Below are 25324 nucleotides of genomic sequence, written 5' to 3'. Positions count from 1 at the left end.
GTGATACTTCGTATTAACAGATATGTGATTCATAACCTGAAAGATTTGATTAAGAGCGGTTATCTGTTTGCTGGCTTGATTGCTGCTTGTGTGCCTGCTATCGTTATGACTTCCTTTATCCTAAACGGAAATAAGCCCTTTACCATCAAACATGTTTCTAATTTTTATTGTATGTTAGGAATGCTTGCTGCCGTCTTAATGCCGCTGTCCTTTATCAATAGAGATTACTCGGCAAAAACGATTTCTCTTATTAATAACTTAGTGCAGAATAGAAGAAACTATGTCTTGGCTAATGGTTTCATCGCTCTTTCAATCGGTTTACTTTACACAATGACAGGTATTGTTCTGCTTCTAATGACGAAATTACTTGGTGTTCCAGGTGACTTAAAAATCTCTTTTTTGGCCGGGTTCTCTGTGAATATCTTACTCTTGGTAATGGCATATTTCTTATTTGGCTACCTTCTGTTCTTATATGGCCTTCGCAGTGGTGCGGTTTATGGAATCTTAACAGCCACTATGTTGTTTTTCCCTAATGCCTTGGCCAATGCCAAGGGTTTGATCGAAAACAAATTCCTTTCAGAGTTGATTGAGAATTTCCCTGGTTATTTCTTTCCAATCATGGTCGGGTCAAATCCACTCTCTCCCCTGCAATATACGATAGGCCTTCTTACTTTCATCGTTTTATTTGCAGTTGTCCTTAGAAAGAGCGGAAGAATAGAAGGATAAGGAGTATGTTCATTCCGTAACATAGTCTTCACATACAGCAGCAGAAAATCTTTCGAAGTGTGGCCTTGACCTTTTAAGGGGCATGCATTGTCCTTCATTCAACAAAGCATGCCCCTTCCGTTAATGGTCTTTCCCGATGCTAATCGCTTTCTTGATATCCTTCAGCGAGCTTGAGCTTCCATACATGAGCACCCCGCCTTTGTATACACGGGAACCGAAATAAGCAAGCAGATAAATGGACGCGGCCAGAATAAAGATGGACAGCCCCACCTGCCAGAACGGAACATCCAGCATCCCCACTCTCAGGAACATGATCATCGGAGCAAAGAATGGAATAAAGGATGTAACCGTTACGAACGTATTATCGGGGTTGCCAAGATTGAACATGGCAATCAGAAAGCCCGCGACGACAATTAATATCATTGGGGTAATCATCTGCTGAACGTCTTCGATTCTGCTGACAAGCGAGCCAAGGAACGCAGCCAGTGTGGCAAAAAGGAAATAGCCGAGAAGGAAGAAAATGACGCAATACGCGATGGTAGCAGGAGACGTATTGGAAATTCCCATCACACCGCCGCTCATCGCATCAATCTGAGCCATTTTATCTTTGACAGCTAAGAATCCGACACCGATCATGATTGCAAGCTGGGTTAAACTGACGAGAGCAATCCCTAGTATTTTTGCGAACATCTGCTGAATCGGCGAGATGCTTGAAATCAGTATTTCCATCACTCGTGAAGATTTTTCGGTCGCTACCTCCATGGCAATCATGCTGGCATACGTAATGACAGAGAAATAAATGACAAACAGCATCACATATACGAGCCCCCGCGCCTGATTCAATTCTTCCTCAGACTTTGCGTTTTCCTGAAGGGCGATTCTTTCCATCTCTACCGGTGCCAGAAGCTTTGAAATCCGGGCAGCATCCACACCGAGCTTTTCTGTTCCTACCGCAACTTTCGTCTGCTGAAGCGACTGATCAAGACTGTAGGCGAATCCGGAATCAACGACTGATTCTGCATAAAACGTCCCCTCCGGCAAGCCTTCTTCATCACTTTTCAGCACCACATAAGCATCAAGCTTTCCGTCGAGTACCTGCTTTTTAAGAGCGGCTTCCTTTTCAGAAGACGGCTTTATCTCCAGATCTTGATCAAGTGCTTCTGCATTTTGGCGGAATGGTTCAAACAGCTTCCCTGTTTCATCAATCACCGCTATTTGTTTCGGTTCATTTTTATTGAAGATTTCCATTACACTTTGCAGATTGGAAATCCCCAAAATGAGCAACAGCGAAATTCCCGTTGTAATCAGGAATGATTTAGATTTGATTTTGTTCAAGTATGTAAACATCATCACAACCCAGAATTTACGCATAGGAGGCACCTACCTTCTCAATGAAAATATCGTTCAGGGATGGCTCTTCGAGAACAAATTTGCGGATAAACCCCTTATTTTGAATGGAAGCCAGTATGTCCTGGGAAATTTCTTCGCCGGTCACCTGCAGCCTGATTCCCTCCGATGTTTTCTTATGCTTGACAACTCCGGGCAGTTCACCGAGAAACGTTAAATCAAAATCCGCATGGATGTTGACGTTTTTCTTCCCGAAGGACCGTTTGATCTCCTTTAAGCCTCCATGGACAACCGGCTTCCCTTTATGCATGATGCATAAATGATTGCACAGTTCCTCCACATGCTCCATTCTGTGGCTGGAAAAAACAATTGATGTTCCCTGCTGTCTTAATTCTTCAACCGCTTCTTTTAATAGCTCGACATTGACCGGATCAAGACCAGAAAACGGCTCATCGAGGATCAGCAGCTTCGGCTTATGAAGAACCGCGGTAATAAACTGGATTTTCTGCTGATTGCCCTTTGATAGTTCCTCTACTCTCTTATTTAAATATTCGGGCACTTTAAATCGGTCAAGCCAGCGTATCAGTTCTTTTTCCGATTCGTGCCTGTGCATCCCTTTTAATTTAGCTAAATAAACGAGCTGATCTTTTACCTTCAGCTTTGGGTAAAGACCTCTTTCTTCCGGCAAATAGCCGATCTGGTCCGTTGTTTTGTAAGTAATCGGATCGCCCTGCCAGCTGATTTCACCTGCACTTTGATTCAAGAGACCTAAAACCATCCGGAACGTTGTTGTTTTCCCTGCTCCATTCGCTCCTAAAAAGCCGAAAATTTCTTTTTCCGGTATATTGAGAGTCAAGTTATTCACAGCGGTATGAGTGCCAAAATTCTTCGTTACTCCTTTTATAAGTAAAGCCATTCGAATCCCTCCTTCACCTGTATTACGAAGCAATTGGAAATAAGTTTCATTTTCATCTTAATCCATTGATTCCAAAGTTAGAAGAAGGATTTTTGCAGGCTGTTTCCGAAATAGTAATAGACTAAAACACAAAGGAGATGCAGCAATGGGGATGTACTACTTAACCGTATTTGAAAAAAACGGAGAAAAGCTGCTGGACGAAAGCTTTGAAGCAGCGAACGATCAGGAAGCAAAGGATCTCGGCTATCAAAAACTTGAGGAAAAAAATTATACAAAGAAAACGCACCGCTGTGTGAACGCCGGCGGTAAAATGGTGTTATTTGAACGGTAGAAACAGGAACGGGGCCGGGACATAACAAGATGAATGATCCACAAAAACGAATCCTAGTTCGATTCTTCTGCCCGTTGGCATAGAATACCTTTCTTGGTTTTATCATCAGGTAAGCCGTTCCATTACGCTCCAGACACTCGCTTTCCGCGGGGAGGAAGATGAGCCTGCGGGGTCTCATCCTTTCCTCTGCATCCCGCAGGAGTCGAGTGCTTCCGCTTCATTCCACTCGTTTTAAAACATGTAAAATGTACAGAAAATACAAACAAAACCCGAACGATAAGGCGATCGATTCACGAACCTCCCGCCTAATTGTTCGGGTTTATCTTGGGCTTAAATACTTCTGTACCAGCCTCTTTTTCATTCGATGTCTGTTCTTTATTCTGATTTTTCCCACCTGTTTAAAATCGCGGCATTCGCGGCATTGCCGATGACATTCAGGGAGGTTCGGAATCCGTCTGTCAGCCTGTCAACCCCTGCTACCATGGCAATGGCTTCAAGGGGAAGATTGGCAGCGGCAAGCACGGTTGTCATCATAATAATGCCGGCACCGGGTACTCCCGCTGTACTGAATGAAACGAGAAGAGCACTGATGAATACAGCAGCAATGAGAGAAGGCGTGATGGCCACATCAAACAGCTGCGCAACAAATAGGGCGTTGAACCCTTGAAAAACGGCCGCTCCGTCTCGTTTGACCGCTGTCCCGAATGGGAGGGCGAAGCTTGCGAGCATTTTGTTCATCTTGTAGCGTTCCTGAATATTTTCCATTGCAACAGGCAGGGCAGCATTGGAGCTTGCTGTCCCAAACGCGAGAATAAATGCAGGAGACAGGCTCTGGAAAAAGGCTTTCGGCCTTGCACCTGCTGCCAGCAAAATCAGAGCGTATAGTCCGATCATCAGGAAAATAGCAAGAAGCAGCCCGATGACATAGAGTCCGAGCTTTGAAATAATGTCCAGACCCTGAGTTGCTGTGACGGATGCGATTAGCGCAAAAACTCCAACAGGTGCAGCCTTTAAGATGATTTGCAGAATTTTTTCTGTAATGGCATACAGGCTTTCAATAAAGGAAACAAAAGGTCTGCCTTTCTCTGCACTGATCATGTTTATAGCTGCACCGATCAAAATAGCCGAAATAATAACCTGTAAAAGATTCGCTTCTGCGAGGGCTTCAAAAGGATTCATCGGGACAATGCTGACAAGCCACTCCAGAATGCTTTGAGACTTCTCGGCTTTTGCCTCAGCCCCCTGAAGGCCGCTGACCCCGGCCCCCGGTTTCAGGATGGCAGCGACGAGCAGTCCGGCGCCTAGCGCAATGATACTCGTTACGATATAAAGCGGAACGAGCTTGACTGTGTAGGCACCAACCTTTCCAGTACCCTTTAAGCTGGTTAAGCCTATAATTAGAGAAGCAAAAACGACCGGAACGACGATAAACTGGATAATCCGGATAAATGCTTGGCCTACCGGTGAGAAGAAGTAGGTATCAACCGGCTTGACCGCACTGGGAAACAGGAGATTGAGCAGCAGTCCTACTGCAATTCCTGATACCAGGCCAATTAAAATCTTAGTGGACAGCTTCATAAAACCAACCTTTCTTATCGACTTAGTATTCATTTTGTGATCATACCATCTAGTAAGGGCCTGAGTCCCCTTTTTTGCTTGAGGGAATTTGTGGTGCTCCTTCGTATCATTTCCTGAGTAGCCGGTCCGTTATCCAAGTCAGTAACACCAGCCTCTTAAAAAGAGCATAAAAAAAGCCCCACTCATTAAGAATGGAGCCTTTGCACAGCTTTTACTTCCCTGAAAACTGCGGCTGGCGCTTTTCCAGGAACGAAGAGATGCCTTCTTTGTGATCCCTTGTCTGTCTCATTTTATACTGGGACGAGGTTTCCAGGCTAAGCATTTTCTCAAGCTGGCCCGCGCTTCTCGACGTGTAGATCCGCTTCGTTTCAATCATCGCCGCAACCGGTTTCTCCAGCCATTCCGAGATTTTCTCTTCTGCTGCCGCCCTTAAATCGCCGGATACCATTTGATCAATGAGACCATGCGCCCGCGCTTCTTCTGCAGAAAGTCTTCTGCCTTCCCAGATCATCTGTTTTGCTTTCGTTTCACCAAGGCGTTTTTCCATGAAGAAATGTCCGCCGCCGTCCGGAATTAAGCCAATTCCGATAAAGTTCATCGACAGAATGGCCGTCTCATGGGCCATAACATGATCGGTTGCAAGGGCAAGGCTGAAGCCAAGGCCTGCAGCCGCTCCGTGAATCGCGCTGATTGTGAGTTTCGGCATCGTGTACAGCTCGACAATCATTTGTGAAATAGTGTGCATGACGGAGGAAAAAGCGGATTCATCCATATTCGACAGCATGGACTTAATATCTCCTCCAGATGAGAAGCCCCTCCCTGCTCCGGTAAGAATCAGAACATCTGCTTCACTGTCGCGGACTTCCTTAAATGCGGCCAAAAGTTCACTCAGCATTTCGCTGTCCATGGCATTCAAAACATCCGGTCTGTTCAATTCAATTTTTGCAATCCGTCCTTCATACGATACGTTTACTGTTTTCATTGCTGCATCCCCTTTAGTTTAGTCGTTCAATGATTGTTGCGACAGCCATTCCATGGCCTATACAAATCGTTAGCAGTCCGTAGCGGCCGTTTCTTCTTTCAAGTTCGTGAAGCAAAGTGGTCATCAGTTTGACACCTGTCGCTCCGAGCGGATGGCCAAGTGCGATCGCTCCTCCGTTTACATTCACTTTCTCTCTGTCCGGGCCCAATTCCTTCATCCAGGCTAATACGACCGGTGCAAAAGCTTCGTTGATTTCGAAAAGATCGATATCCTTCATCGAGAGACCTGCTTTATCGAGTACCTTTCTGGTCGCCGGAATCACGCCGTCCAGCATCAAAACCGGATCGGAGCCGACCACTGTATTGGCCACGATTTTTGCCCTCGGCTTGAGTCCGAGCTCAAGCGCCTTGTTTTTTTCCATCAGCAGAAGAGCGGCCGCTCCATCGCTCATCTGACTGGCGTTCCCTGCCGTGATGACCCCATTTTCTTTGAAAACGGGCTTTAGTGCCGCCAGTGCTTCAAGCGATGTATCGGGACGGGGACCTTCATCCTTCGTGACCGAAACGGTATTCCCTTCACGATCCAGTCCCTCTATGTCGTGAATTTCCCTTGCAAAGCGGCCCTCTTTTTGTGCGGCCAGCGCCTTCTGATGGCTTTCAAATGAGAACCGGTCCAGTTCGACCCGTGTCAGGCTGTATTTTTCGGCTATAAGCTCTGCTGACACACCCTGATGGACAAACTCATATTTCTCTTTCAGCGAAGCAGGAATCGTCTCATCGTTCCCATCGCTCAGAATCGGAACCTTCGTCATGCTTTCCACTCCGGCGGCGACTGTGATGTCCATGTCCCCGGACATAATTTCCTGACAGGCGAACTGAATGGCCTGAAGACCGGAGCCGCACATCCGGTTCAGCTGAACGGACGGCACCGTCACAGGAAAGCCTGCATCCAGTGCGGCGAGCCGCCCGATATTCAGGCCCTGCTCTCCAATCGGGCTGACACAGCCCATCACCACGTCTTCAATCCATCTGGGATCCAGCCCGGACCGATTTGATAATTCCTTTAAGATCCCTGAGGCAAGGTGCACCGGATGCGTTTCCCGGAAAACCCCCTTTCTCCTTCCGGCAGGAGTCCTTACAGCTTCCACGATGACGGCTTCTCTTGTCATTGCTTACTCGTCTCCCTCTGTTCGGTATAATGATAAAACCCTCTTCCGGTCTTCCTTCCATAGTGGCCCGCTTCCACAAGCTTCCGCAAAATCTGCGGCGGCAAAAAGCGGTCTCCATAAGCGGATGCCATTCCCTCGCTTACAAACAGCATCGTATCAAGACCGACAAGATCGGCGAGCTCCAGAGGTCCCATCGGGTAATTCAATCCCAACCGAATGGCTTTATCAATATCCCTGGCTTCGGCAATATTTTCCTCATACATGCGCATGCACTCCAGCATATGGGCCGCAATGGCCCTTGTTGTTACAAAGCCTTGGCGGTCCTTCACAACAACGGTTTCCTTCCCGATTTCATGGGAGAATTCTTTTACAAGCCCAATGGTTTCAGGAGATGTATCTTCTCCCTGAACGAGTTCAATCAGCTTCATCACCGGCGCCGGGTTGAACCAGTGCATGCCGAGCACTTTTTCAGGCCGGCTTGTAGCAGCCGCGATTGCGGTTACGCTCAATTCGGATGTGTTCGTTGCCAGAATCGCTTCCGGGGGAGCAAGACGGTCCAGCTCTTCAAAAACGAGTTTTTTCAAAGAAAGGGCCTCCGGAACCGCTTCGATGACGAGATCTGCATCTTTAACCGCTGACCATACATCCTGTGCGGGGCGGATATGCTCCATCACGGTGAATACGACGTCCGCATCCATCGTTCCTGCCTTGACGAAGCGCTGCAGGCTCTCCTCAATCGAAGCCTGCGCCTTTTTCAAAGATTCCTTAGAAGAATCATAGAGAGCAACCCGTTTCCCGCCCATGGCAAGAGACTGGGCAATTCCGCTTCCCATCAATCCCGCTCCTATCACCGCTACCTTTGCCAGACTCATTCCCTTCTCCCCCTCGCTATAATCCCATCTTTTTAGCAATAATCGATTTCATGATTTCATTCGTCCCGGCATATATGGCCATAACGGGAATATCACGGTACCTTCTCGCCACCTCATATTCTTCCATATAGCCATATCCTCCGTGGAGCTGCATGCCTTCTGCCGCAATCCGCTTCGCCATTTCCGTCAGCCACCACTTGGCCATGGAAACCTTTTGCACCGCATCTTTTCCGTCCATGTGCTCCTGGATCGCTTCATTTAGAAAAGACCGGCCGATTTGAACCTCTGTTGCCATCTCTGCCAGACGGAACTGAATCGTTTGAAGCTTGCTGATCGGTTTTCCGAAAGCCTCCCGCTCTTTCACATAAGCAGAAGTGAGCTCCAGAATTTTTTCAGCCGAAGCCTGCGCGCAAATCCCTACCAGCAGACGCTCCTGCTGAAGCATTTCCATTAAGTAATAGAACCCTTTTCCTTCCTCCCCAAGGAGATTTTCAGCGGGCACCATTGCATCTTCGAAGTAAAGCTCAGCCGTATCCTGTGCATGGAGACCGACTTTGTCCAGCTTCTTTCCTTTATGAAAACCAACCGTATCTTTTTCCACCGCGATCAGGCTGATGCCCTTGTGCGCGGGAACGGCACGGGGATCCGTTTTGCATACCACAATCACAAGGTCGGCATGAATGCCATTCGTTATAAACGTTTTCTGCCCATTCAGCCTGTAAGAATTGCCCTCTTTTACTGCCGTTGTTTTAATTCCTGCCAGGTCCGATCCCGCACCCGGCTCCGTCATCGCAATGGCGGTAATGATATCCCCCGTCACACAGCCGGGCAGCCACCGCCGTTTCTGTTCCGGCGTGCCATATTCCTTTATGTACGGAACCGTGATGTCACTGTGGAGGCCAAATCCGATCAGGCTTGAACCGACTCTTTCCATTTCTTCATTTAAAATCACGGTGTACCCGAAATCCGCGTTCAGTCCGCCGTATTCCTCCTCCACCCATGGACAGAGATACCCCTCCCGGCCTGCCTTCATCCAAAAATCTCTTGGAATGATCCGGTCTTTTTCCCATTGATTGTAGTAAGGGACGGCTTCTTTCTGCAAAAACTTTTTTAAAGAGCTTCTGAATATCGCATGTTCTTCTTTCACGTAAGTCGCTGCTGTCATGGTTTCCCATCCCTTCTGTTATGCTTCTGTGTGTGCTGCAAGCTGTTCTCTAAGCATGAATTTCTGAATTTTTCCGCTGGCGTTTCTTGGCAATTGATCGGTGAAGATATATTTCCGCGGACGTTTGTATGCTGCAAGACGGCTTCCATTTTTGCAAAAAGCCTCCAGGTCATCTTCTGTCAGATCAGGATTCTTTTTCACAATATATGCCACCACGGTCTCGCCCCATTTATCGTCGGGCTCTCCTAAAACGGCCGCATCCAGAACGCCTTCATGCTCATGAAGCGCATCCTCTACCTCACGCGGATACACATTCTCCCCGCCGCTGATAATCATGTCATGAAGCCGGTCCGCGACAAATAAATACCCGTCCTTATCCAGGTAGCCTAAATCACCGGAATGATACCAGCCCTTGTACAAGGCCTTTTCGCTTGCATCCGGGCGCTGATGATAACCAGCCATAATGGACGGGCCCTTGACCAGAATTTCTCCCACTTCATAAGGTTCAAGCCGGTCATCCGGTTCAGAAGGTCCTTCTTCATTGGGACGGACGATAATCAGCTCATGTCCGAAGCAGACTCTTCCGGCGGATCCGGCCTTCGAAAGCTGCTCATCCTCCGCCAGGAACGTCACGGCCGGCCCCATTTCCGTCATTCCGTATGCCTGGACAAAATCGATCCCCACCGTTTCTTTCAATGCTTTGACAAGAACCGGTGCCATTGGAGCTGCACCATACAGGCCAACACGCATACTTGAAAAATCCGCGGCTTTCAAATCTTCCTGCAGGAGCATATTCCACATCGTCGGGGCTCCGAACATAATCGTAATCTGATCCTTTTTGATCACATCCAGTACTTGCTTCGGGTCGAAATGGTGGATAATGACGTTTTTAGCCCCAATCAGTACCCTCGGTAAAAAACTGCAATGAAGTTCGGCACAATGGAACATTGGGGCTGCCACAAGACCGCAGTCGTTCGGAGTCAGTCTGAGCGCCATCGCACAGACCATCGCCTGATCAATCATATCTCGGTGTCTGTGCAGCACCCCTTTAGGCCGGCCGGTCGTCCCGCTTGTATACATAATGGCATACAGGTCATCCTCGTTTACATCCGCCTCCACTTCAGAAGCAGGGGCTTCTTTGACCTTTTCCCGGTAATAGGATGCATAGGAAGGCTGACCGGCATCAATCGACCAGAACAGCGTATGGGGGAACTGCTCATGCAGCGCATCGATCTCGGCTTCCAGCGCTTTTTCAAACAGAACGAGCTTCGGGGAACAATCTGTTAAGATGAACGCCGCTTCCTGTGATTTCAAGCGGAAATTAATCGGGTTCAGCACCGCTCCGATCTTGGCACAGGCAAAGAACACCGTCGCAAGCTCCGCACAGTTAAAAAGAAACGTAGACACACGGTCTCCCTTTCTTATCCCTGCCGCAAACAAAGCATTTGCACATTGGTGCACATCTGTCTTCCACTCGCTGAACGTCCTTCTTATCCCGCGTGAAACATCGGCCAGCGCTTCCTTGTCCCTGTCCTTGTCCGCCGCTAAATCAAAAAGCTTCCCTATCGATGAATACATGGTATCCCCTCCAAATTTGGAATCGCTTTCATTTTTCCCTGCAAAAAAACATCTCCCTATATACTTTCCTATCATTCTTTCAAAATCCTGCTTTTCAAACATAAAAAATGAACCGGCATTCAATTCATCCGGTTCACCTGCTTTTATCATATATGCTTAACCATTAAAACCTGGAGACCTTTTTCCCCGTCATTAAATGTATGCCCGGTCTCCCGGAATCCAAGATGCTGATAATAGGGGAGATTGGAAATTTTGGTCGTGCACCACAGCACATCAATTTCATGCTGCGCTAATAGATTTTCACCGAAAAGGATGAGCGTCTGTCCCCTCAATTCATTCCGGTGTTCAGGGTCAATCGCAAGCCCTCTGAGCCGGTACATGCTTTTCCCGCTAAGTTCGGGGTGCTGCTCTTTGTAAAAAGAAGCCGTACCGACAAGCTGCTCCTTCGCAAAAGCCCCAATATGAATTGTTTCTTTGTTTTCATCTCCGGTATACTTGCTCTCCTCCACCGGCAAATCCGGTGAAATGACCTGCTGCCGGAGCGGAATCGCTTCCGATGATTGTATCGGTTTAATTTCAAACATTCTTGATCCTCCTGTCCTAAAGCAAAAACCATAGGAAATTCTATTTTAAAAGACGTCCTGGGGGATGTAAAGTTACAGATTGTGAGAAATGGAGGGATTGTGCGGTTTTAGCTTAACTTGGAGAAATTGAAGCATTTTGCGATTTCAGCATAAAGAATTCTTAGAATTTCATCATATTCCCCGAGAATTTCACCATATATTCACGAATTTTCATCATAAACCGGAAAAATCCTGGAATAACCGGTTTATGCGGGATAAGATTTGTTTCTTCTCCGGTATTAGAGACCTTTCACCGTGTCCGCTATTCCATTTATTATCGAATTTGCCGTTTTATTATCGAAAATCTTATTATATGGTCGAAATCGGTCCGTATATTATCGATTTTCCTAATTTATTATCGATTCGAGGAAATGCGAATAATTTCAACAAAAACCCCCCCTCGTTACGCGAGGCATTGTTGCCTGGCATCGCCCAAGTCCGGGAACCGAGCGTAGTCCCTGCCATTCGGTTCCATATAAAAACGTCCGGCTTTTAAAAGCCGGACGCTTTACCTGTTTTATACTTCCTCTTTCACACGAAACAGTTCCTTCATGATCCGGATCTTCTCTTCCGTATAATGCTTGTACCCGTCATTATAGGATTTCGGGTCTTTCGGATTGTTGAAGTGCGAGATTTTTCCTGTGGCGGGGTCGCGGAACTTGCTTGCCGCTCCGCAGCCGAGGCCGAGGATGGTTTGCTGTTCTTCCATGATCATAATGTTGTAGAGCGAATCCTGTCCTTCCATGGCGTAGCCAACGTTCTCGAGGTTTCCGAGAATGTTTTTCTGGCGGTACAGGTAGTACGGTTCGTATCCGTTTTTAGAAGTCCAGTCCACGGCGAGATCCATCATTTCACTCGTTTCTTCGCGGCTTGCGACTTTATAGCGTTTTTTATTCTGGGTCATTTCAGATGCGCGTTTGAACGAGAGCGTATGGACCGTGAGCGACTCCGGCATGAGTTTTTCTGTTTCAGCCAGAGAATGGGCCATTTCTTCTACTCCTTCATTGGGCAGACCGATAATGAGATCCATGTTGATGTTATTCATTCCATGCTTCCGCGCCAGGTGGAGTTTTTCAATGGTCTCTTCCACAGTGTGGTGGCGGCCGATGGCTTTCAGTGTCTCCTGTGTGTAGGACTGCGGATTGATGCTGATCCGGTCGATGCTGTATTTTTTCAGGACATCGAGTTTTTCCGGTGTAATCGTATCGGGACGGCCTGCTTCGACTGTAATTTCGCGGATATTTTTCACATCCGGGAACACTTCGGTCATTCGTTCATACAGCATGTCCATCTCTTCCGCTGTAATGCTCGTAGGGGTTCCGCCGCCATAGTAGACGGTCGTAATTTTAATCCCGCTCTCCTTCAGGTACTTGCCGATCTCTTCCATTTCATAATGGAGCCCGCCAAGGAAAGAATCAACTCTGCCCTGCTTTCCGTTCATCGCAAAGGCAGGGAATGTACAGTAGGCACATTTCGTCGGACAAAATGGAATCCCGATGTATACACTGATTTCCCGCCCGAGATTGTACAGATCCGGTATCACCTTCAGCTGCCTGTCGACAATGCTTTGCATAAGCTGAATTTTCTGGCCGGAAATTAAATACTCTTCGCGGAGCTTTTGATGGGCGGCTTCTTTTGTCATCCCTTCCTGCAGCAGTTTATGCAAGAGTTTAACCGGCCTCATGCCTGTTAAAATGCCCCATTTCTGAATGATTCCTGTGTGATCCTGCAGAAGCATAAGGTAGACATGAGCAAGCGTATTTTTCACTTGTTTAAATCGTTCTTTTTCAGAAGGATAAGAAGAGACATATTTTTCACGGGCTGCCTCGTATTTTTTCCCGTCTGCCATTAGGGAGCCGGATATCCGGACAGAGGAGCCCAAGTCTTCAATCTGAAAGGAGGCCGTTAAGTCTACTTCTCCCTCTTCATACAGCAATTCCGTTTCTTCGTAAAACAAATTGGAAATCAGGCGGAGCGGCCGGTGAAACCTCTCGTCCTGAATTCCTTTTATATGAATGCGCAACATAATCACCTTTTTGTCTAATTTAAAAACTTCCCTTAGTTTACATGATGGCTCATGTGAACACAATGCTTCTCAGCTGCAAAACTCCTCTGTAACCTGGGTTTTCATTTCTTCTATTGGAAAATGGTCCGGATAGCTGCAGATCATCAGCATGATGCCGTTTAAAGTGGAGGAAAAAAAGAGGGATCGCTTCCTTGGTTCTGATACACCAAGCCGCTCAAACATTTGGCTTTGCAGCTCAAATTGCTGTTCAAACTCGTTTTTCAGCCGGATCGCATATTTGGCGAGAATCAGGTCCTGATGAGGCTGCGTCTGGATATTCAAAAAAAACCGGTAAAGCTCAGGCTGGCGGTATACATTTTCTATCGATCCTTCTGCAATCTCGCAAATCTGGTCTGCCGGACTTTCCATTGAAGCCGCGCGCTCCATGACAGAACGGAGATTGCCAATTCTCATATGAACCATCGCAGCGAGAAGGCCTTCCTTCCCCTCGTAATAATGATACAGAAGGCCTTTTGAAACTTGAGCGAGTTTTGTCACTTCTTCAATAGAAGTAGAGTGATAGCCCTTTTTAATGAAAAGATCGATCGCTGCCAATAAAATTTTTTCGCTTGTTTCTTTTCTTATCTTCTCAAATGCTTCAGGGGTACGCGGCATTAGTGTTTTGCTTCCTCCTTTATAAATTCCAGAATGTTTCCGGCTATCTCTGCGGGATGTGTGAGTGTTGACATATGATCCGCCCTGGGAAGTAAGACAAAGTCGAATAATGGGACCTGTCCGTAATACTCTCTTATTTGATAAATATCTTCAAATTCCTTTGTTCCCTGGATAAAAAGAGTGGATGCTTTCATTTCTTTCAGTCTTTGAATGGCAGGAGGCTCGGGCCAGTTCACTTCGTAGCTTTTCCATTCTGTGAGTGCTTTTCTTACGTAGTTCGTCATCATTTCTTTGAAAAACTCATGGTGTTCGGAAGCTTTAACAATCGTATGGTGAGGTCCTCCGATCACAAGTTCGACAACACGGTCAATCTCCCGTGGGGCTGAATTGACACGGTCAAGCCATGAATTGTATTCGGCTGAATATTCGTAACCGGTTAAGGATGGAGAGATGAGGATCAATTTTTCTATTCGGGATGGATCGGTCAGAGCAAAATCGGCTGCAACCTGTCCTCCTCTTGAATGTCCGACAATCGTTGCTTTTTCAATGTGAAGATCGTCCATCAGCATTCTCAAATCATCGACGGGGTTCATTGGTCCGAGCGGTGATGGCGATTTCCCGGAACCCCTCCCGTCATACGAGATGACCTGGCACGTTTTTAAAAGATAAGGGACGATAAACACCCATTCCCGCAAATCTGTTCCTGGGCCGTGAATAAGAACAACGGGGCGGCCGCTGCCTTGAACTTCGGCATGCAAATCCATGTTAGCCCTCCTAATTTGTCTGACAAGTCCATCCTAACTTATGACTGAACATTCGGTCAATCATCAATACTTTGAAAGGTACATAGCTGAGCTTTCTTCTTTTCCTTCTTTTTTCACATATATATAGAATACAGATCACTTTTTGGAGGGATGGCTATGGCTATAAAACCGCCTGTATTGCTGCGGGGAGACACGATTGGCATTGTTTCGCTCGGCAGTCCTCTTGAAACGCAGAAAATTAATCAGGGAATTGCCATGCTGCGCAATATGGGGTTCCGGATTGTTCTTGGAGATTATGTATATGCTGCGGACGGTTTTTTATCAGGGACAGATGAACAGCGGGCATCTGACTTAATGAAGATGTTTTCCAATCCGGAAGTAAAAATGATTTTGCCTGTGAGGGGAGGCGTTGGAGTAGCGGGTATTCTTCCCTACCTTGATTATGAAATCATCCGCCAGAACCCAAAGATTATAAGCGGCTACAGCGATATTACCGTGCTGCAGAATGTTCTTTTGCAATATGCGGACCTGATTACCTTTCAAAGCCTTCTGCTGCTTGATTTTGTCCCCGAGACACCAGCCTATAATTTTCAGCAGTTTTTTGCTGCAACGGCAACTTTGCAATCTCCGAGACAGATTGCGAACCCTCCCGGCATCCCCCAGGTGAGCAGGATCCCGGGAAATGTAACCGGGCAAACGGTTGGCGGGAATCTTACCTCTTTTATTGATACGCTGGGCACCATCTACGAAATCGATACGGCTGGAAAAATCATCATTCTGGAAGAAACGCACGAACCGATTAATACGGTCTATCGGTATGTAAATCATTTAAAGCTTGCCGGAAAGTTTGAGGACTGCGCAGGAATCGTCCTTGGGGAATGCACCGAATGCGGGGAGGCGTACAGCAAAACCTTTTCAGATCTGATAAACGATTTTTTTATTCCGCTCGGCAAACCGCTCATGACAAATGTCACGACGGCTCACGGGTACTATAAGGCGGCCATTCCAATCGGGGCTCAGGCGAATTTGAATACATCTGCCAACACCTTCATCATGCTTGAGCCGGGGGTTAAGCCTGTATGATTGACGCCCTGTACGCCCCCTGTCCCAAAAGCAGATATTTCCCTCTAAAAAAAAGGCCAACCTTGAAGGTCAGCCTTTCTTTTACCGGTCCAATTTGATTTTATCTATATACCCAAGCCTGTATTGTTTACGGAAATGTTCTTTAATCATATAGGCGACACCTGAATCCTCATTGGAGCGGGTGATCCAGTCGGCTGCCTGTTTGACTTCAAACGGCGCCTGCCCCATCGCCACGCCAAGTCCCGCATGGGCAATCATATCCCGGTCATCCGCACTGTCCCCGATCGCCACGACTTCGCTCATCGGAATTTGAAGATGGCTGCAAAGCAGCCCCAGTCCTGTCGCTTTTGAAACGCCCTTTGCGGTTAAATCGAAGCGCAGCGGGTTCCTCGTGGACAGTGTCACTTCCTGAAAGGTTTCGTTCAGGAAATTTTCTGCGGCCTGCTTCTCACTTTTGCTTTGGAAAAGAACTTCAATCTTCGGAGCGTCGATTGGCTCATCCCTTAAGGCATCCCCAAGTGATTCAACGTACTGATTCGGGTAAAAAAGCGGTTCTGATGACTGGATGACCGTACTTCCTGTCATGTGCGGTGTTACCTTGACCCGGTTGCCGATGCTGTAGCGCTCATGAATAATGCGGATGTGGCATTCATAATTTTCAAGCACCTGCACGAGCGTATAGGTCATCTCTTCGCCCAGTCTTCTTTCAAAAAGCGGTTCATCTATCTTTTCTGAGATAAAGGCCCCGCTGTGTGTAACCAGAATCGATTCGAGCTTCAATGCTCTTGCAAGCTTTCTCGCTGACTGAAAATGGCGGTTTGTCACAAGGGTGACATAGACCCCTTTTTTCTGCACAAATTCAATCGCTTCCCTTGTCGCCTGGTGAAGGCGCCCATTTGAACGAAGCAGCGTTCCGTCTATGTTCAATGCAAGCATGCGGTAAACCACGCAGGCTCCCCCTCTCGTGATGTCTGAAGTTGTTCCCCTATCAGCGTATGCCGGGATAAAGGGAGACAGAACGAGACGGGCAGCTTCGGTTATATTTTTTTTAAATAGAAGACCTCCGACTGGAAGTCCCCGCCTCTATGGGCATACTTTCCGTTCGCTCCATTGAACTCTGCCGATAGATCAAGCCCTCTTCTCATCAGTTCGTCTCCATTGTAAATGCGGGAGCGTCCCTCAACCGAGTAGGATGCATCCGGGTCGAGACCCGCAAGCCTGATCACCTGATCCTTCTTCGGATTCGGCACAGCAAGCGTTTTATACCAGCCGGCAAGAGCGGCGGATTGGTCCTTCGCTGCGACCATCCAGATCAGCTCGTTCGAGGTGAACGGGCTGCGCAGCCTGTAAAAATCTCCGTCCCGGATAAGAGCGCGCCAGATTTTGTACTGCTGAATCTGAATTTTCACTTCTTCCTTTTCTTCCTCTGTCATCCGGTTCGGATCGAGTTCATAGCCGAACGTTCCGAAAAAGGCGACATCGCCCCTCGTTTTTAAAGACGTCTTTCTTAAGGTCTGATGATTCGGGATATCGGAAACATGGGAGCCCATGCTGTAAATGGGATAAACAAAGGATGAACCATACTGGATTTTCATTCTTTCGGCAGCATCCGTATCATCGCTTGTCCATGCCTGCGGGGCATAATACAGCATGCCTGCATCAAACCGTCCGCCACCGCCGGCACACGATTCAAACAGAACATCCGGGAATTCTGACGTAAGCCGCTCGTATAAATCGTAAACCCCCAGTATATACCGGTGAAAAAACTCCCCCTGCTGATCCTTGCGCAATGAGGCAGAGTACGCTTCTGTGATGTTCCGGTTCATATCCCACTTAATGTACCGGAGCTTCGCTGATCGGATAATTGAGGACATTCTTTCGTATAAATAATCGACGGCTTCTTTGCGCGTATAATCAAGCACCCACTGATTCCGTCCGTATGATTTCGGACGGTCCGGGTCATGAACGACCCATTCGGGATGGTTTTCAAACAAATCGCTTTCCTCACTGACCATTTCCGGCTCGAACCATAGTCCGAATTGGAGCCCCTCCCCGCGGATGGCTTCAGAAAGCGCATCAATCCCGTCAGGCAGCTTTGTCTTATCCACATACCAGTCTCCGAGCGACGTCGTATCATCATTACGTTTGCCAAACCACCCGTCATCCAGAACAAAGAGCTCGATCCCGAGATCTTTTGCCTGTCTGGCGATCTTTGTAATTTTTTCGGCATCGAAATCGAAATAGGTCGCTTCCCAGTTATTAATCAGAACCGGCCGTTCCTGATTCCGCCAGTTTGGTGATAGAAGGTGATTTCTGAATAAATCATGGACGCTTTGCGTTAATCCGTTCAGCCCCTGATCAGAATAGGTCATGACCGCTTCAGGAGACTGAAAGGTTTCGCCGGGATGAAGCACCCATCTGAATTGGAATGGATGAATCCCGATCATTACTCTTGTGGTGTCATAATGATCAACCTCGGCCTGTGCCAGGAAGTTGCCGCTGTAAATGAAATGAAATCCTATCGCCTCTCCTTGTGTTTCAGTTGTTTCTTCCCTTCTCAAGGCGAGAAAAGGATTGTGGTGGTGCGAGCTCGCCCCCCTTGCGCTCGCAACGGACTGAATGCCGCTCTCTAAAACCCGCTCTTTAAGATGGCGTTCCCGCGACCACGTTCCGGAAAGATGCATCATCGTATAATCCCGGTCGTTCAAGTCGAGTGACAGACTCATTACCCGCTCGAGCTGAACATTCTCAGAACCAATGTTTTCAATCACCGTTCTTCTGGCGATCACCGGGAGCTTTTCAAAAATCGTATAATGCAGAGTGAGCTTCAATCCGGCTATCCGATCCACAAGCACAACAGCCAGATTGGCCGCCTCCCCAGCCGGCGCAAACGTTGCAGGCATTCCGGGAATCCGTTCCTTTCCCTCTGTGATTTGAAAGCTTTCATACTCGAACCGGTGAACAGAGCTTCCGCTTTCTCTTCTTATCGCTAACGCGGGGTCCCTGAAGTCTGTCGTACCGTACCCAGGGTATTCCTGTCTCATGGTTTCCAGTGAAAAGGCGGGATCCTCCTTCTCCCGGTGGCAGCTTGCAGGCGTCGGCACATGGTCATTTTGAAAATGGGAAAAATCAGACTGATGCCGAATTGCTTTTCCGTAGTACAGGTGGCCAAGCTCCCCGTTTTTCATCACGTTGAAAATATAGCTGATTGTTCCATTTGTTAAATGAAATTGCTGAGATGATTCATTTATATGAATAGGCACGCAGAATCCTCCTTCTTATCCAATATCGGGTTCACTTAAACATTCAACGGCGGCGGATGCTGTCCCTTCAAGCTCAAGGACGAGTATTTCATTTTCCCCTTCATGCAGGAGGGGAGCCGGAACGTAAAGACGGGCTTGCGGACCTTCCGTCTGCCAGTAGCGTCCAAGATTAAACGAGTTAATCCAGACGTTTCCCTTTGTCCAGCCGCTCATATCAATAAACGTATCCGCACGATTATGAACGGTCAGCGACCCTTTAAAAAATTTGGGGAATCTCTCGTCTGACTCCGGCAGCCACTCGATTTCGTCCGGCTTCCCTTCAATCGGGATCACTTCCCAGTTAAACCAGTACTGCTGTCCGATCCACAGATTTTGAAGGATTCCTTTGCGGTCTTTCAAATGCTTTCCGTAATTGACCCGCCCCATGTTTTCAACGAGAATTTCGAGATTATTGACCGGTAGATCAAAGGGGAGGGTAATTGTTTTTGCCGAGTCGTTCCGGTAGATGGTTTTCACGTGCCGGCCATTGATGTAAATGAACGCCCGGTCCCGGACCGGCGAAATATCCATCTCCAGCTCCCCCTGTTTTTCCACCTTTGTCCGGTAAAGGATCATTCCATAGCTCTGATCGAACTCTTCCATGGAACGTGGAGCAATGGTTTCAATCGGACGCTGATTTTTTATGGCATCAAACAGGCTCATCCGTTCCGGCAGCGAAATTTTCCCAAACGATTTCTTTGCACCTGCCTCAGGGTTCTCCTTTGGAACCTCCCTGAATCTTGCCAGCACTTCCTTGACCGCAAAATATTTCTCCGTCGGGTCTCCCCATTCCGTCAGCAGTGCGTCATAATCATAGCTCGTAATGGTCGGGGTATACTCTTCGTAATGATTCGCTCCGTTCATAAACCCAAAATTGGTTCCCCCATGGAACATGTAAAAGTTAACCGAAGCCCCTTTTGACAGCATGTCTTCGAAAACATCCGCCACATCAGCCGCTTCCCTCGTATGGTGCTTTCCTCCCCAATGATCAAACCATCCAATCCAAAATTCCGCACACATGAGCGGGGAACCGGGCTTAAAAGCTTCGAGCTCCAGGAAGGCTTCCTCTGCACGCGAACCGAAGTTCAGTGTGGTTACGGTTCCCTCAATCGAACCATGCCTGATAAATTCAGGACCATCCGAGGTGAAAAGGAGGACATCGATTCCCGCGCGGCCGTACAAATCCTTTATATACTGAAGGTACTTTCGGTCATTCCCGTAGGCCCCATACTCATTTTCAATCTGCATCGCGATTACTGGTCCGCCGTTTGACGCTAAATATGGAATCAGTTTTGGAAGAAGCACATGAAAGTACCCGGTCAAATGCTTCAGGAAAAGCGGATCCGAGCTTCGGAGCTCCATTTCCTGCCCCTTCAGCAGCCAGGCAGGCAGTCCGCCAAATTCCCATTCAGCGCATATATAAGGCGCCGGCCGGAGAATAACGTTCAGTCCAAGTCCGGCGGCTGTCTGAATAAACCTTTCCAGATCGGCCATTCCCGTAAATTCGAACTGCCCTTTTTCCGGTTCATGCACATTCCACGGAATATACGTCTCGACTGTATTTAACCCGAGCATCTTGAGTTTTTTCAAGCGGTCTTCCCAATACTCCGGCACCACCCGGAAATAGTGAATGCTTCCTGAAAGAATCTGATACGGTTGTCCATGGAGATGAAATTGTCCGTCTTTTACTGTCAGCATGCTGAACCTCCTTATTTAACGGCACTCCCAAGCATGCCTGAAATGAATTGCTTCTGAAGGACAAGGAAGAAAATAATAATGGGAATCGTGGCAATTGAAACCCCCATCATCACTTGGCCATAGTCAATGTACGACAGTCCCATTAAGCTTGATAGGGCAACCGGGAACGTGTGCATCGATGAATCGTTCAGAACGACAAGCGGCCATAAAAAGTTGTTCCACTGGGTCATGAATAAGAAAATGGATGCGGCGGCAAGAGAAGGCCTCATCGCAGGCATCACCACTTTTGCAAAAATCTTCAGCTCGCCTGCCCCGTCCAGCCTTGCTGCTTCAATAAGCTCTGTCGGAAACGCAAGAAAGTTCTGGCGCAGCAGGAAAATGGCAAACGGATAGCAGATTTGCGGGGCGATAACCGCAAAATAGGTGTTCAGCCAGCCGGCTGACGACATCATCTGAAACAGCGGGATGAGCGTCGCCTGATATGGAATCATCATGGAAAGCAAAAACGCTGTGAAAATCACATTTCTTCCCTTAAAATCAAATTTCGCCAGGGCATAGGCGGCAAGAGAGCAGACGATCAGCGCCGTCACCACATACAGAAGCGAAACAAACAGGGAATTAAACAATACCCGCGTAATATCAATAGTCGAATTCAGATTCTGGTAGTTTTCCATAAGCTTTGTTCCCGGCAGCAGCGTCGGCGGATTCGTAAACATTTTCCCCGATTCATTCGTAGAGCCGATAAACATCCAGTAGAATGGAAAAATTGAGATTACGAGAAACAGAGCGAGCAGGATATACATGCCTATTTTCTGTGGGAGCTTCCTGTTTCTCTTTTCCTTTGCCGCCGGTAAGGTTTTTACTGCATCCATTATTGATCACCTGCCACTTTAAATTGGATGAACGTCAAGATGGCAACAAGGACAACGACCACATAGGCAATCGCTGAAGCGTAGCCAAATTGGAAATATTCGAATCCGTTCTGATAAATGTATAGACCCAGCGTCATCGTTGCATCTGCCGGTCCGCCTTTTGTCAGGTTGAACGGCTCATCAAACAATTGAAGGGTTCCGATGGTACTCAGCGTTCCTGCAAACAAAATCACCGGCTTTAACTGAGGAATGGTAATGAAAAAGAACTGTCTCACCTTTCCTGCTCCGTCCAATGATGCGGCTTCATAGATTTCTTCCGGAATATTCTGAAGTGCGGCAAGGAAAATGACCATGTTGTAGCCCGTCCACCTCCAGGTCATGGCAAGAATGATGGATGCCTTTGCCCAGAAACCATCTGACAGCCATGGAATAGCCGCTATTCCAAGATGGCTCAGAACGTTATTAATGATCCCTTCCTCCTGAAGCATGATAGAAAAAAGAATGGAGTAGGCAACGAGCGATGTAACCGCCGGAAGGAAAAAGGAAACCCTGAAAAATCCCTTCAGCTTCAGAAGCTGGCTGTTGAGCGCTCCCGCAAGCACGAGGGCGAGCAGAAGCATAATCGGCACCTGAAAAATAAAAATGATAAACGTGTTTTTAAGCGCTGTCCAAAAGATTTCATCGTTGAAAAGGCGCACATAGTTGTTCAGCCCGTTAAAGACGTAAGAGCCTGCCTCAAATTTTTGAAAGCTTAAGATAAAGGATGCGATTACCGGGTACACCGTAAAGATTAAAAACAATACGAGCGCCGGTGCCAAAAACCAATATGGAAACAATCGAGAACGACTCATCTGCAATCCCGCCTTTTGAAAGAGAAGAGCTTTCACACCCCTCTCCCATATTTTTTAAACTTACAGCATTCTGTTTTTCAATCGCTTTTGCGCGGCTTTAAATGCTTCTTCAATGGTGAGCTGTCCGCTTGTTGCCTGGGATTGTGCTTTTACTGCTTCATCCTTGGCATAAGGGAAATACCCCGTGTAATGAACGGATGGGATGCTTGTCATCTGATCAGCCAGTGTTTTCCAGATGGCCTGACCGCCAAAGAAATCCACACCGTCTGTAAAGACCTTTTCATCATAGATGGTTGTTAGAGAAGGAAAAAGCCCGCCGTTCATTGCTTCGATCTGTGTCTGTTCATCGGTTGAGAAATACTCAAGAAAATCAAAAGCCGCATCAGGATTTTTAGAGGATTTCATAATGGTATAGTTGCTGCCTCCGAGATTGGAAGCACGGTTCCCGCCCTCTTCAAATGCTGGAAGCGGGATGACTCCCCATTTTCCTGCAGACTCTTTTCCCTGCTGGGTGATGGATCCGGCAAGCCAGGCTCCAGACGGGGCAGTCGCTACATCGCCTTGGACCATGGAGCTGATCCAGGCATCCCATCCGACTGTATTTTTCACAAGATCCGCATCTTTCAGCTGCTTATGAATTTCCATCGCTCTTTTGGATTCTTCCGAGGTTAAATTCGGTTTTTCCTTTTCATCGAAGTAAAATGTACCCTGCTGATTCAGCATCATTCTGTAAAGACCATCATCACCGTTTAAGTCGAGGCCCGCCATATCCTTGCCTGTTTTCTCTTTAATTGTTCTTCCAGCCTCCACATAGTCAGACCACGTTTCAATATCCTCTGCCTTTACACCGGCAGCCTTGAAAATATCCGTCCGGTAAAATACCCCCGTTGGACCTGCGTCAAAAGGAAACGCATACATATCTCCGTTCTTTGAAACAAGGTTTCTTTTATATTCCGGGAACATTGATTCTTCCTTTTTCCCAAATCCCTGTTTGGATAAGTTCAGAAAGGCATCCGGGAAGGAATTTAAATAGCCTTGAATCCGGTCATCCTCTACCAGCACAATGTCCGGCAGTCCTTGTCCCCCTGCAAGAAGACCGGTCGTAAGCTTCTGATAAACATCGCTCGTCCCCATCTCCACAATCTCAAGATCAAAATCAGGATGCTGCTCTTTATAGCGTTTTTCAGCAGCTTTCAGTACCGGAACATTGACATTCCAAACCCAGGCCGTCAGTTTATTCGGGTTCTCCTTTTTTCCCGAACAGCCGGAAAGCAGCGCCATTCCTAAAACAACACAAAGTATGATGCTTACTTTTTTCATGATATCCCTCCTAAATTGTTACTTAATTAAATTACGAAACTAACTATTTCCATTTATAAAACTTCTTCTCTCCGATCATATTGAACCGAAAACATCTCAGCCAAAACGAGCGTGACGGCACCAATTAAAGCAGCCTGATCACCCAGACCGGACTGGACAATTTTCGTTTCCTTTGCCTCTTCATCCAGCGCCCGCTGTTTCACGACCTCTCTTAATGGATCCAGCAAAAAGGATCCGGCTTTTGAGAGTCCGCCGCCGATGATAATTTTTGAAGGATTGACGATATGAATCAGATTCGTAACCGCTGTTCCGAGATATCTCCCTGCATTCCGGAAGGTTTCAATCGCAAGCTCATCTCCCTGGAGAGCTGCTTTATGGATCAGTTTTCCGGTAATCAGATTTTCATTTCCGCCGGTGAATTCCGTAATCAATGTTTTTCTCCCAAATGACATTTCCTTCATAACGGCCCGCTTTAATCCATCATGTCCGGCAACGGTTTGAAGGCATCCATAATTTCCGCATGTGCATCTCGATCCATTTAAATCAGCGACGGTATGTCCGATTTCTCCTGCAAGCCCATGGCGCCCTCTGAATAGCTGATGGTCCATTAGGATTCCCGCTCCGATTCCATATCCTACATTGATGCAGATCAAATCTCCCGCTCCAGCACCATTGCCGAACCATGACTCCCCGAGGGCCATCGCTCTCGCATCGTTTTCCACTCTGACCGGCACTTGGAGCTCCTCTTCAAGTCTTTGCTTCAGCGGAATATTTTTCAGGTTCAGATTGGGGGCGAATAAGGCGACGCCATCCGCCGAGTTCACAATTCCGTGCATTCCGATTCCGATGCCAATCAGTTTTTCTTTCGGAACGGCTGCCGTTTTTACGAGACTTTGAACTTCGCGGGTCATAATGTTTACGAACTCATCCTCTGTCATCGAATCATGGATAGGGATCGTATTTTGAAGCATAACTTTCGCATCAAGATTGGTGAGGGCAAACCGGATTTTTCTTACCCCTACATCAATGCCGGCTACAAAAAAGCCCTGGGAATTAATCTTCAAGAGTATTGGCTTTCTTCCTCCGCTCGAGGGGCCGTGCTGTCCCTCTACAACAAGTCCTTCATGGAGCAGCTCTCCCGCAATATTCGTGACGGTGGGAGGTGTGAGCCTTGTTTTCTTGGCGATTTCTGCCCTTGATATCCCGCCTGCTGACCGAATGGTATTGAGAATCAGCGAACGGTTAAGCGATTTCATTAATTGAAAGCTTCCAACGAGATGGCTGGCCATCTATTCATCCTCCCTGCTTCTATCCTCTATTCTAGAAAATTAATTAATTTAATAATGTTTCGCCGAAAGCACTTACATGTATTATGGCAAGCGTTTTCATTTTATGCAAGGGGGAAAATGGTCCCTTCATTCATCCCGGCTCTTTCATCGGCTCTCCTAAAGCCTTACGGCGGAGTTTT

The 25324-nt window shown here is 47.4% G+C and carries 22 protein-coding genes; 3 read left to right on the top strand and 19 right to left on the bottom strand.

Going from position 1 to position 25324, the window contains the following annotated elements; genetic code table 11:
• A complete protein-coding gene (locus CEF21_RS07780; protein WP_123914772.1) occupies positions 1-726 on the top strand; it encodes an ABC transporter permease in 726 nt (241 codons plus the stop codon).
• A gap of 120 nt (positions 727-846) precedes the next feature.
• Here the strand turns inward: CEF21_RS07780 and CEF21_RS07775 are convergent, their stop codons facing one another.
• Together CEF21_RS07775 and CEF21_RS07770 are read right to left on the bottom strand one after the other, a co-directional pair.
• On the bottom strand, positions 847-2097 hold the full coding sequence (locus tag CEF21_RS07775; protein ID WP_123914770.1) for an ABC transporter permease: 1251 nt from the start codon (positions 2095-2097) through the stop codon (positions 847-849).
• The gene (locus CEF21_RS07770) at positions 2090-2989 is read right to left on the bottom strand and encodes an ABC transporter ATP-binding protein (RefSeq protein WP_123914768.1); all 900 of its coding nucleotides are present in this window, start codon (positions 2987-2989) and stop codon (positions 2090-2092) included. Before CEF21_RS07770 ends, CEF21_RS07775 begins: the two co-directional genes overlap by 8 nt.
• A gap of 145 nt (positions 2990-3134) precedes the next feature.
• Between CEF21_RS07770 and CEF21_RS07765 the strand changes: the two genes are divergently transcribed.
• The gene (locus CEF21_RS07765) at positions 3135-3320 is read left to right on the top strand and encodes a YhzD family protein (RefSeq protein ID WP_123914766.1); all 186 of its coding nucleotides are present in this window, start codon (positions 3135-3137) and stop codon (positions 3318-3320) included.
• Between the two features lie 375 nt (positions 3321-3695).
• Here the strand turns inward: CEF21_RS07765 and CEF21_RS07760 are convergent, their stop codons facing one another.
• From CEF21_RS07760 to CEF21_RS07715, 10 genes are all read right to left on the bottom strand, one after another.
• Complete coding sequence (locus CEF21_RS07760) at positions 3696-4898, bottom strand: dicarboxylate/amino acid:cation symporter (protein ID WP_123914764.1); 1203 nt, start codon at positions 4896-4898, stop codon at positions 3696-3698.
• 211 nt (positions 4899-5109) lie between these two features.
• Complete coding sequence (locus CEF21_RS07755) at positions 5110-5880, bottom strand: enoyl-CoA hydratase (RefSeq protein ID WP_123914762.1); 771 nt, start codon at positions 5878-5880, stop codon at positions 5110-5112.
• 13 nt (positions 5881-5893) lie between these two features.
• Positions 5894-7048, bottom strand: coding sequence for a thiolase family protein (locus tag CEF21_RS07750; protein ID WP_123914760.1), 1155 nt, complete (start codon positions 7046-7048; stop codon positions 5894-5896).
• Positions 7045-7920 (bottom strand): 3-hydroxyacyl-CoA dehydrogenase family protein, encoded by an 876-nt coding sequence (locus CEF21_RS07745; RefSeq protein WP_481747640.1) that lies wholly within the window; start codon positions 7918-7920, stop codon positions 7045-7047. Before CEF21_RS07745 ends, CEF21_RS07750 begins: the two co-directional genes overlap by 4 nt.
• A gap of 16 nt (positions 7921-7936) precedes the next feature.
• Entirely contained in the window at positions 7937-9085 is a 1149-nt protein-coding gene (locus CEF21_RS07740) for an acyl-CoA dehydrogenase family protein (protein ID WP_123914758.1), read from the bottom strand.
• Positions 9086-9103: 18 nt separating this feature from the next.
• Positions 9104-10663, bottom strand: coding sequence for a fatty acid--CoA ligase (locus tag CEF21_RS07735; protein ID WP_123914756.1), 1560 nt, complete (start codon positions 10661-10663; stop codon positions 9104-9106).
• A 146-nt stretch (positions 10664-10809) separates the two neighbouring features.
• Entirely contained in the window at positions 10810-11247 is a 438-nt protein-coding gene (locus tag CEF21_RS07730) for a GNAT family N-acetyltransferase (RefSeq protein WP_123914754.1), read from the bottom strand.
• Between the two features lie 556 nt (positions 11248-11803).
• A complete protein-coding gene (locus CEF21_RS07725; protein ID WP_123920067.1) occupies positions 11804-13309 on the bottom strand; it encodes a coproporphyrinogen III oxidase in 1506 nt (501 codons plus the stop codon).
• A 72-nt stretch (positions 13310-13381) separates the two neighbouring features.
• Positions 13382-13966, bottom strand: coding sequence for a TetR/AcrR family transcriptional regulator (locus tag CEF21_RS07720; protein ID WP_123914752.1), 585 nt, complete (start codon positions 13964-13966; stop codon positions 13382-13384).
• On the bottom strand, positions 13966-14730 hold the full coding sequence (locus CEF21_RS07715; protein ID WP_123914750.1) for an alpha/beta fold hydrolase: 765 nt from the start codon (positions 14728-14730) through the stop codon (positions 13966-13968). Before CEF21_RS07715 ends, CEF21_RS07720 begins: the two co-directional genes overlap by 1 nt.
• 156 nt (positions 14731-14886) lie before the next feature.
• Here CEF21_RS07715 and CEF21_RS07710 point away from each other — a divergent pair, with 156 nt between their 5' ends.
• Complete coding sequence (locus CEF21_RS07710) at positions 14887-15813, top strand: S66 peptidase family protein (protein WP_123914748.1); 927 nt, start codon at positions 14887-14889, stop codon at positions 15811-15813.
• An 81-nt stretch (positions 15814-15894) separates the two neighbouring features.
• Here CEF21_RS07710 and CEF21_RS07705 read toward each other — a convergent pair whose 3' ends face one another.
• The 7 genes from CEF21_RS07705 to CEF21_RS07675 all read right to left on the bottom strand — a co-directional run bounded on the left by CEF21_RS07705 (position 15895) and on the right by CEF21_RS07675 (position 25145).
• Complete coding sequence (locus CEF21_RS07705) at positions 15895-16761, bottom strand: Cof-type HAD-IIB family hydrolase (protein ID WP_123914746.1); 867 nt, start codon at positions 16759-16761, stop codon at positions 15895-15897.
• Positions 16762-16850: 89 nt separating this feature from the next.
• Complete coding sequence (locus tag CEF21_RS07700; protein WP_123914744.1) at positions 16851-19076, bottom strand: alpha-galactosidase; 2226 nt, start codon at positions 19074-19076, stop codon at positions 16851-16853.
• Between the two features lie 15 nt (positions 19077-19091).
• Positions 19092-20813: a glycoside hydrolase family 35 protein gene (locus tag CEF21_RS07695; RefSeq protein WP_123914742.1), complete on the bottom strand. Its 1722-nt coding sequence runs from the start codon at positions 20811-20813 to the stop codon at positions 19092-19094.
• 11 nt (positions 20814-20824) lie between these two features.
• Positions 20825-21685, bottom strand: a complete 861-nt coding sequence (locus CEF21_RS07690; RefSeq protein ID WP_123914740.1) for a carbohydrate ABC transporter permease — start codon at positions 21683-21685, stop codon at positions 20825-20827.
• Complete coding sequence (locus CEF21_RS07685; RefSeq protein ID WP_123914738.1) at positions 21685-22536, bottom strand: carbohydrate ABC transporter permease; 852 nt, start codon at positions 22534-22536, stop codon at positions 21685-21687. The genes CEF21_RS07690 and CEF21_RS07685 overlap by 1 nt, the downstream gene beginning before the upstream one ends.
• Positions 22537-22596: 60 nt before the next feature.
• Positions 22597-23856, bottom strand: a complete 1260-nt coding sequence (locus tag CEF21_RS07680) for an ABC transporter substrate-binding protein (protein ID WP_123914736.1) — start codon at positions 23854-23856, stop codon at positions 22597-22599.
• A gap of 53 nt (positions 23857-23909) precedes the next feature.
• On the bottom strand, positions 23910-25145 hold the full coding sequence (locus CEF21_RS07675; RefSeq protein ID WP_123914734.1) for an ROK family transcriptional regulator: 1236 nt from the start codon (positions 25143-25145) through the stop codon (positions 23910-23912).
• Positions 25146-25324: the final 179 nt, after the last annotated feature.

This window comes from Bacillus sp. FJAT-42376 (genome assembly GCF_003816055.1).
Lineage (GTDB): Bacteria > Bacillota > Bacilli > Bacillales > Bacillaceae > Metabacillus_B.
Note: the sequence above shows the minus strand (reverse complement) of the source record. Positions and strands in the feature narration are given on the sequence as shown.

What these genes read in the sequence shown, in the direction of transcription:
- CEF21_RS07745 (WP_481747640.1), bottom strand. Translation starts at nt 7,920, where the DNA reads ATGAGTCTGGCAAAGGTAGCGGTGATAGGAGCGGGATTGATGGGAAGC.
- CEF21_RS07750 (WP_123914760.1), bottom strand. Translation starts at nt 7,048, where the DNA reads ATGACAAGAGAAGCCGTCATCGTGGAAGCTGTAAGGACTCCTGCCGGA.
- CEF21_RS07760 (WP_123914764.1), bottom strand. Translation starts at nt 4,898, where the DNA reads ATGAAGCTGTCCACTAAGATTTTAATTGGCCTGGTATCAGGAATTGCA.
- CEF21_RS07710 (WP_123914748.1), top strand. Translation starts at nt 14,887, where the DNA reads ATGGCTATAAAACCGCCTGTATTGCTGCGGGGAGACACGATTGGCATT.
- CEF21_RS07685 (WP_123914738.1), bottom strand. Translation starts at nt 22,536, where the DNA reads ATGAGTCGTTCTCGATTGTTTCCATATTGGTTTTTGGCACCGGCGCTC.
- CEF21_RS07770 (WP_123914768.1), bottom strand. Translation starts at nt 2,989, where the DNA reads ATGGCTTTACTTATAAAAGGAGTAACGAAGAATTTTGGCACTCATACC.
- CEF21_RS07735 (WP_123914756.1), bottom strand. Translation starts at nt 10,663, where the DNA reads ATGTATTCATCGATAGGGAAGCTTTTTGATTTAGCGGCGGACAAGGAC.
- CEF21_RS07720 (WP_123914752.1), bottom strand. Translation starts at nt 13,966, where the DNA reads ATGCCGCGTACCCCTGAAGCATTTGAGAAGATAAGAAAAGAAACAAGC.
- CEF21_RS07680 (WP_123914736.1), bottom strand. Translation starts at nt 23,856, where the DNA reads ATGAAAAAAGTAAGCATCATACTTTGTGTTGTTTTAGGAATGGCGCTG.
- CEF21_RS07715 (WP_123914750.1), bottom strand. Translation starts at nt 14,730, where the DNA reads ATGGATTTGCATGCCGAAGTTCAAGGCAGCGGCCGCCCCGTTGTTCTT.
- CEF21_RS07690 (WP_123914740.1), bottom strand. Translation starts at nt 21,685, where the DNA reads ATGGATGCAGTAAAAACCTTACCGGCGGCAAAGGAAAAGAGAAACAGG.
- CEF21_RS07765 (WP_123914766.1), top strand. Translation starts at nt 3,135, where the DNA reads ATGGGGATGTACTACTTAACCGTATTTGAAAAAAACGGAGAAAAGCTG.
- CEF21_RS07675 (WP_123914734.1), bottom strand. Translation starts at nt 25,145, where the DNA reads ATGGCCAGCCATCTCGTTGGAAGCTTTCAATTAATGAAATCGCTTAAC.
- CEF21_RS07695 (WP_123914742.1), bottom strand. Translation starts at nt 20,813, where the DNA reads ATGCTGACAGTAAAAGACGGACAATTTCATCTCCATGGACAACCGTAT.
- CEF21_RS07730 (WP_123914754.1), bottom strand. Translation starts at nt 11,247, where the DNA reads ATGTTTGAAATTAAACCGATACAATCATCGGAAGCGATTCCGCTCCGG.
- CEF21_RS07740 (WP_123914758.1), bottom strand. Translation starts at nt 9,085, where the DNA reads ATGACAGCAGCGACTTACGTGAAAGAAGAACATGCGATATTCAGAAGC.
- CEF21_RS07755 (WP_123914762.1), bottom strand. Translation starts at nt 5,880, where the DNA reads ATGAAAACAGTAAACGTATCGTATGAAGGACGGATTGCAAAAATTGAA.
- CEF21_RS07775 (WP_123914770.1), bottom strand. Translation starts at nt 2,097, where the DNA reads ATGCGTAAATTCTGGGTTGTGATGATGTTTACATACTTGAACAAAATC.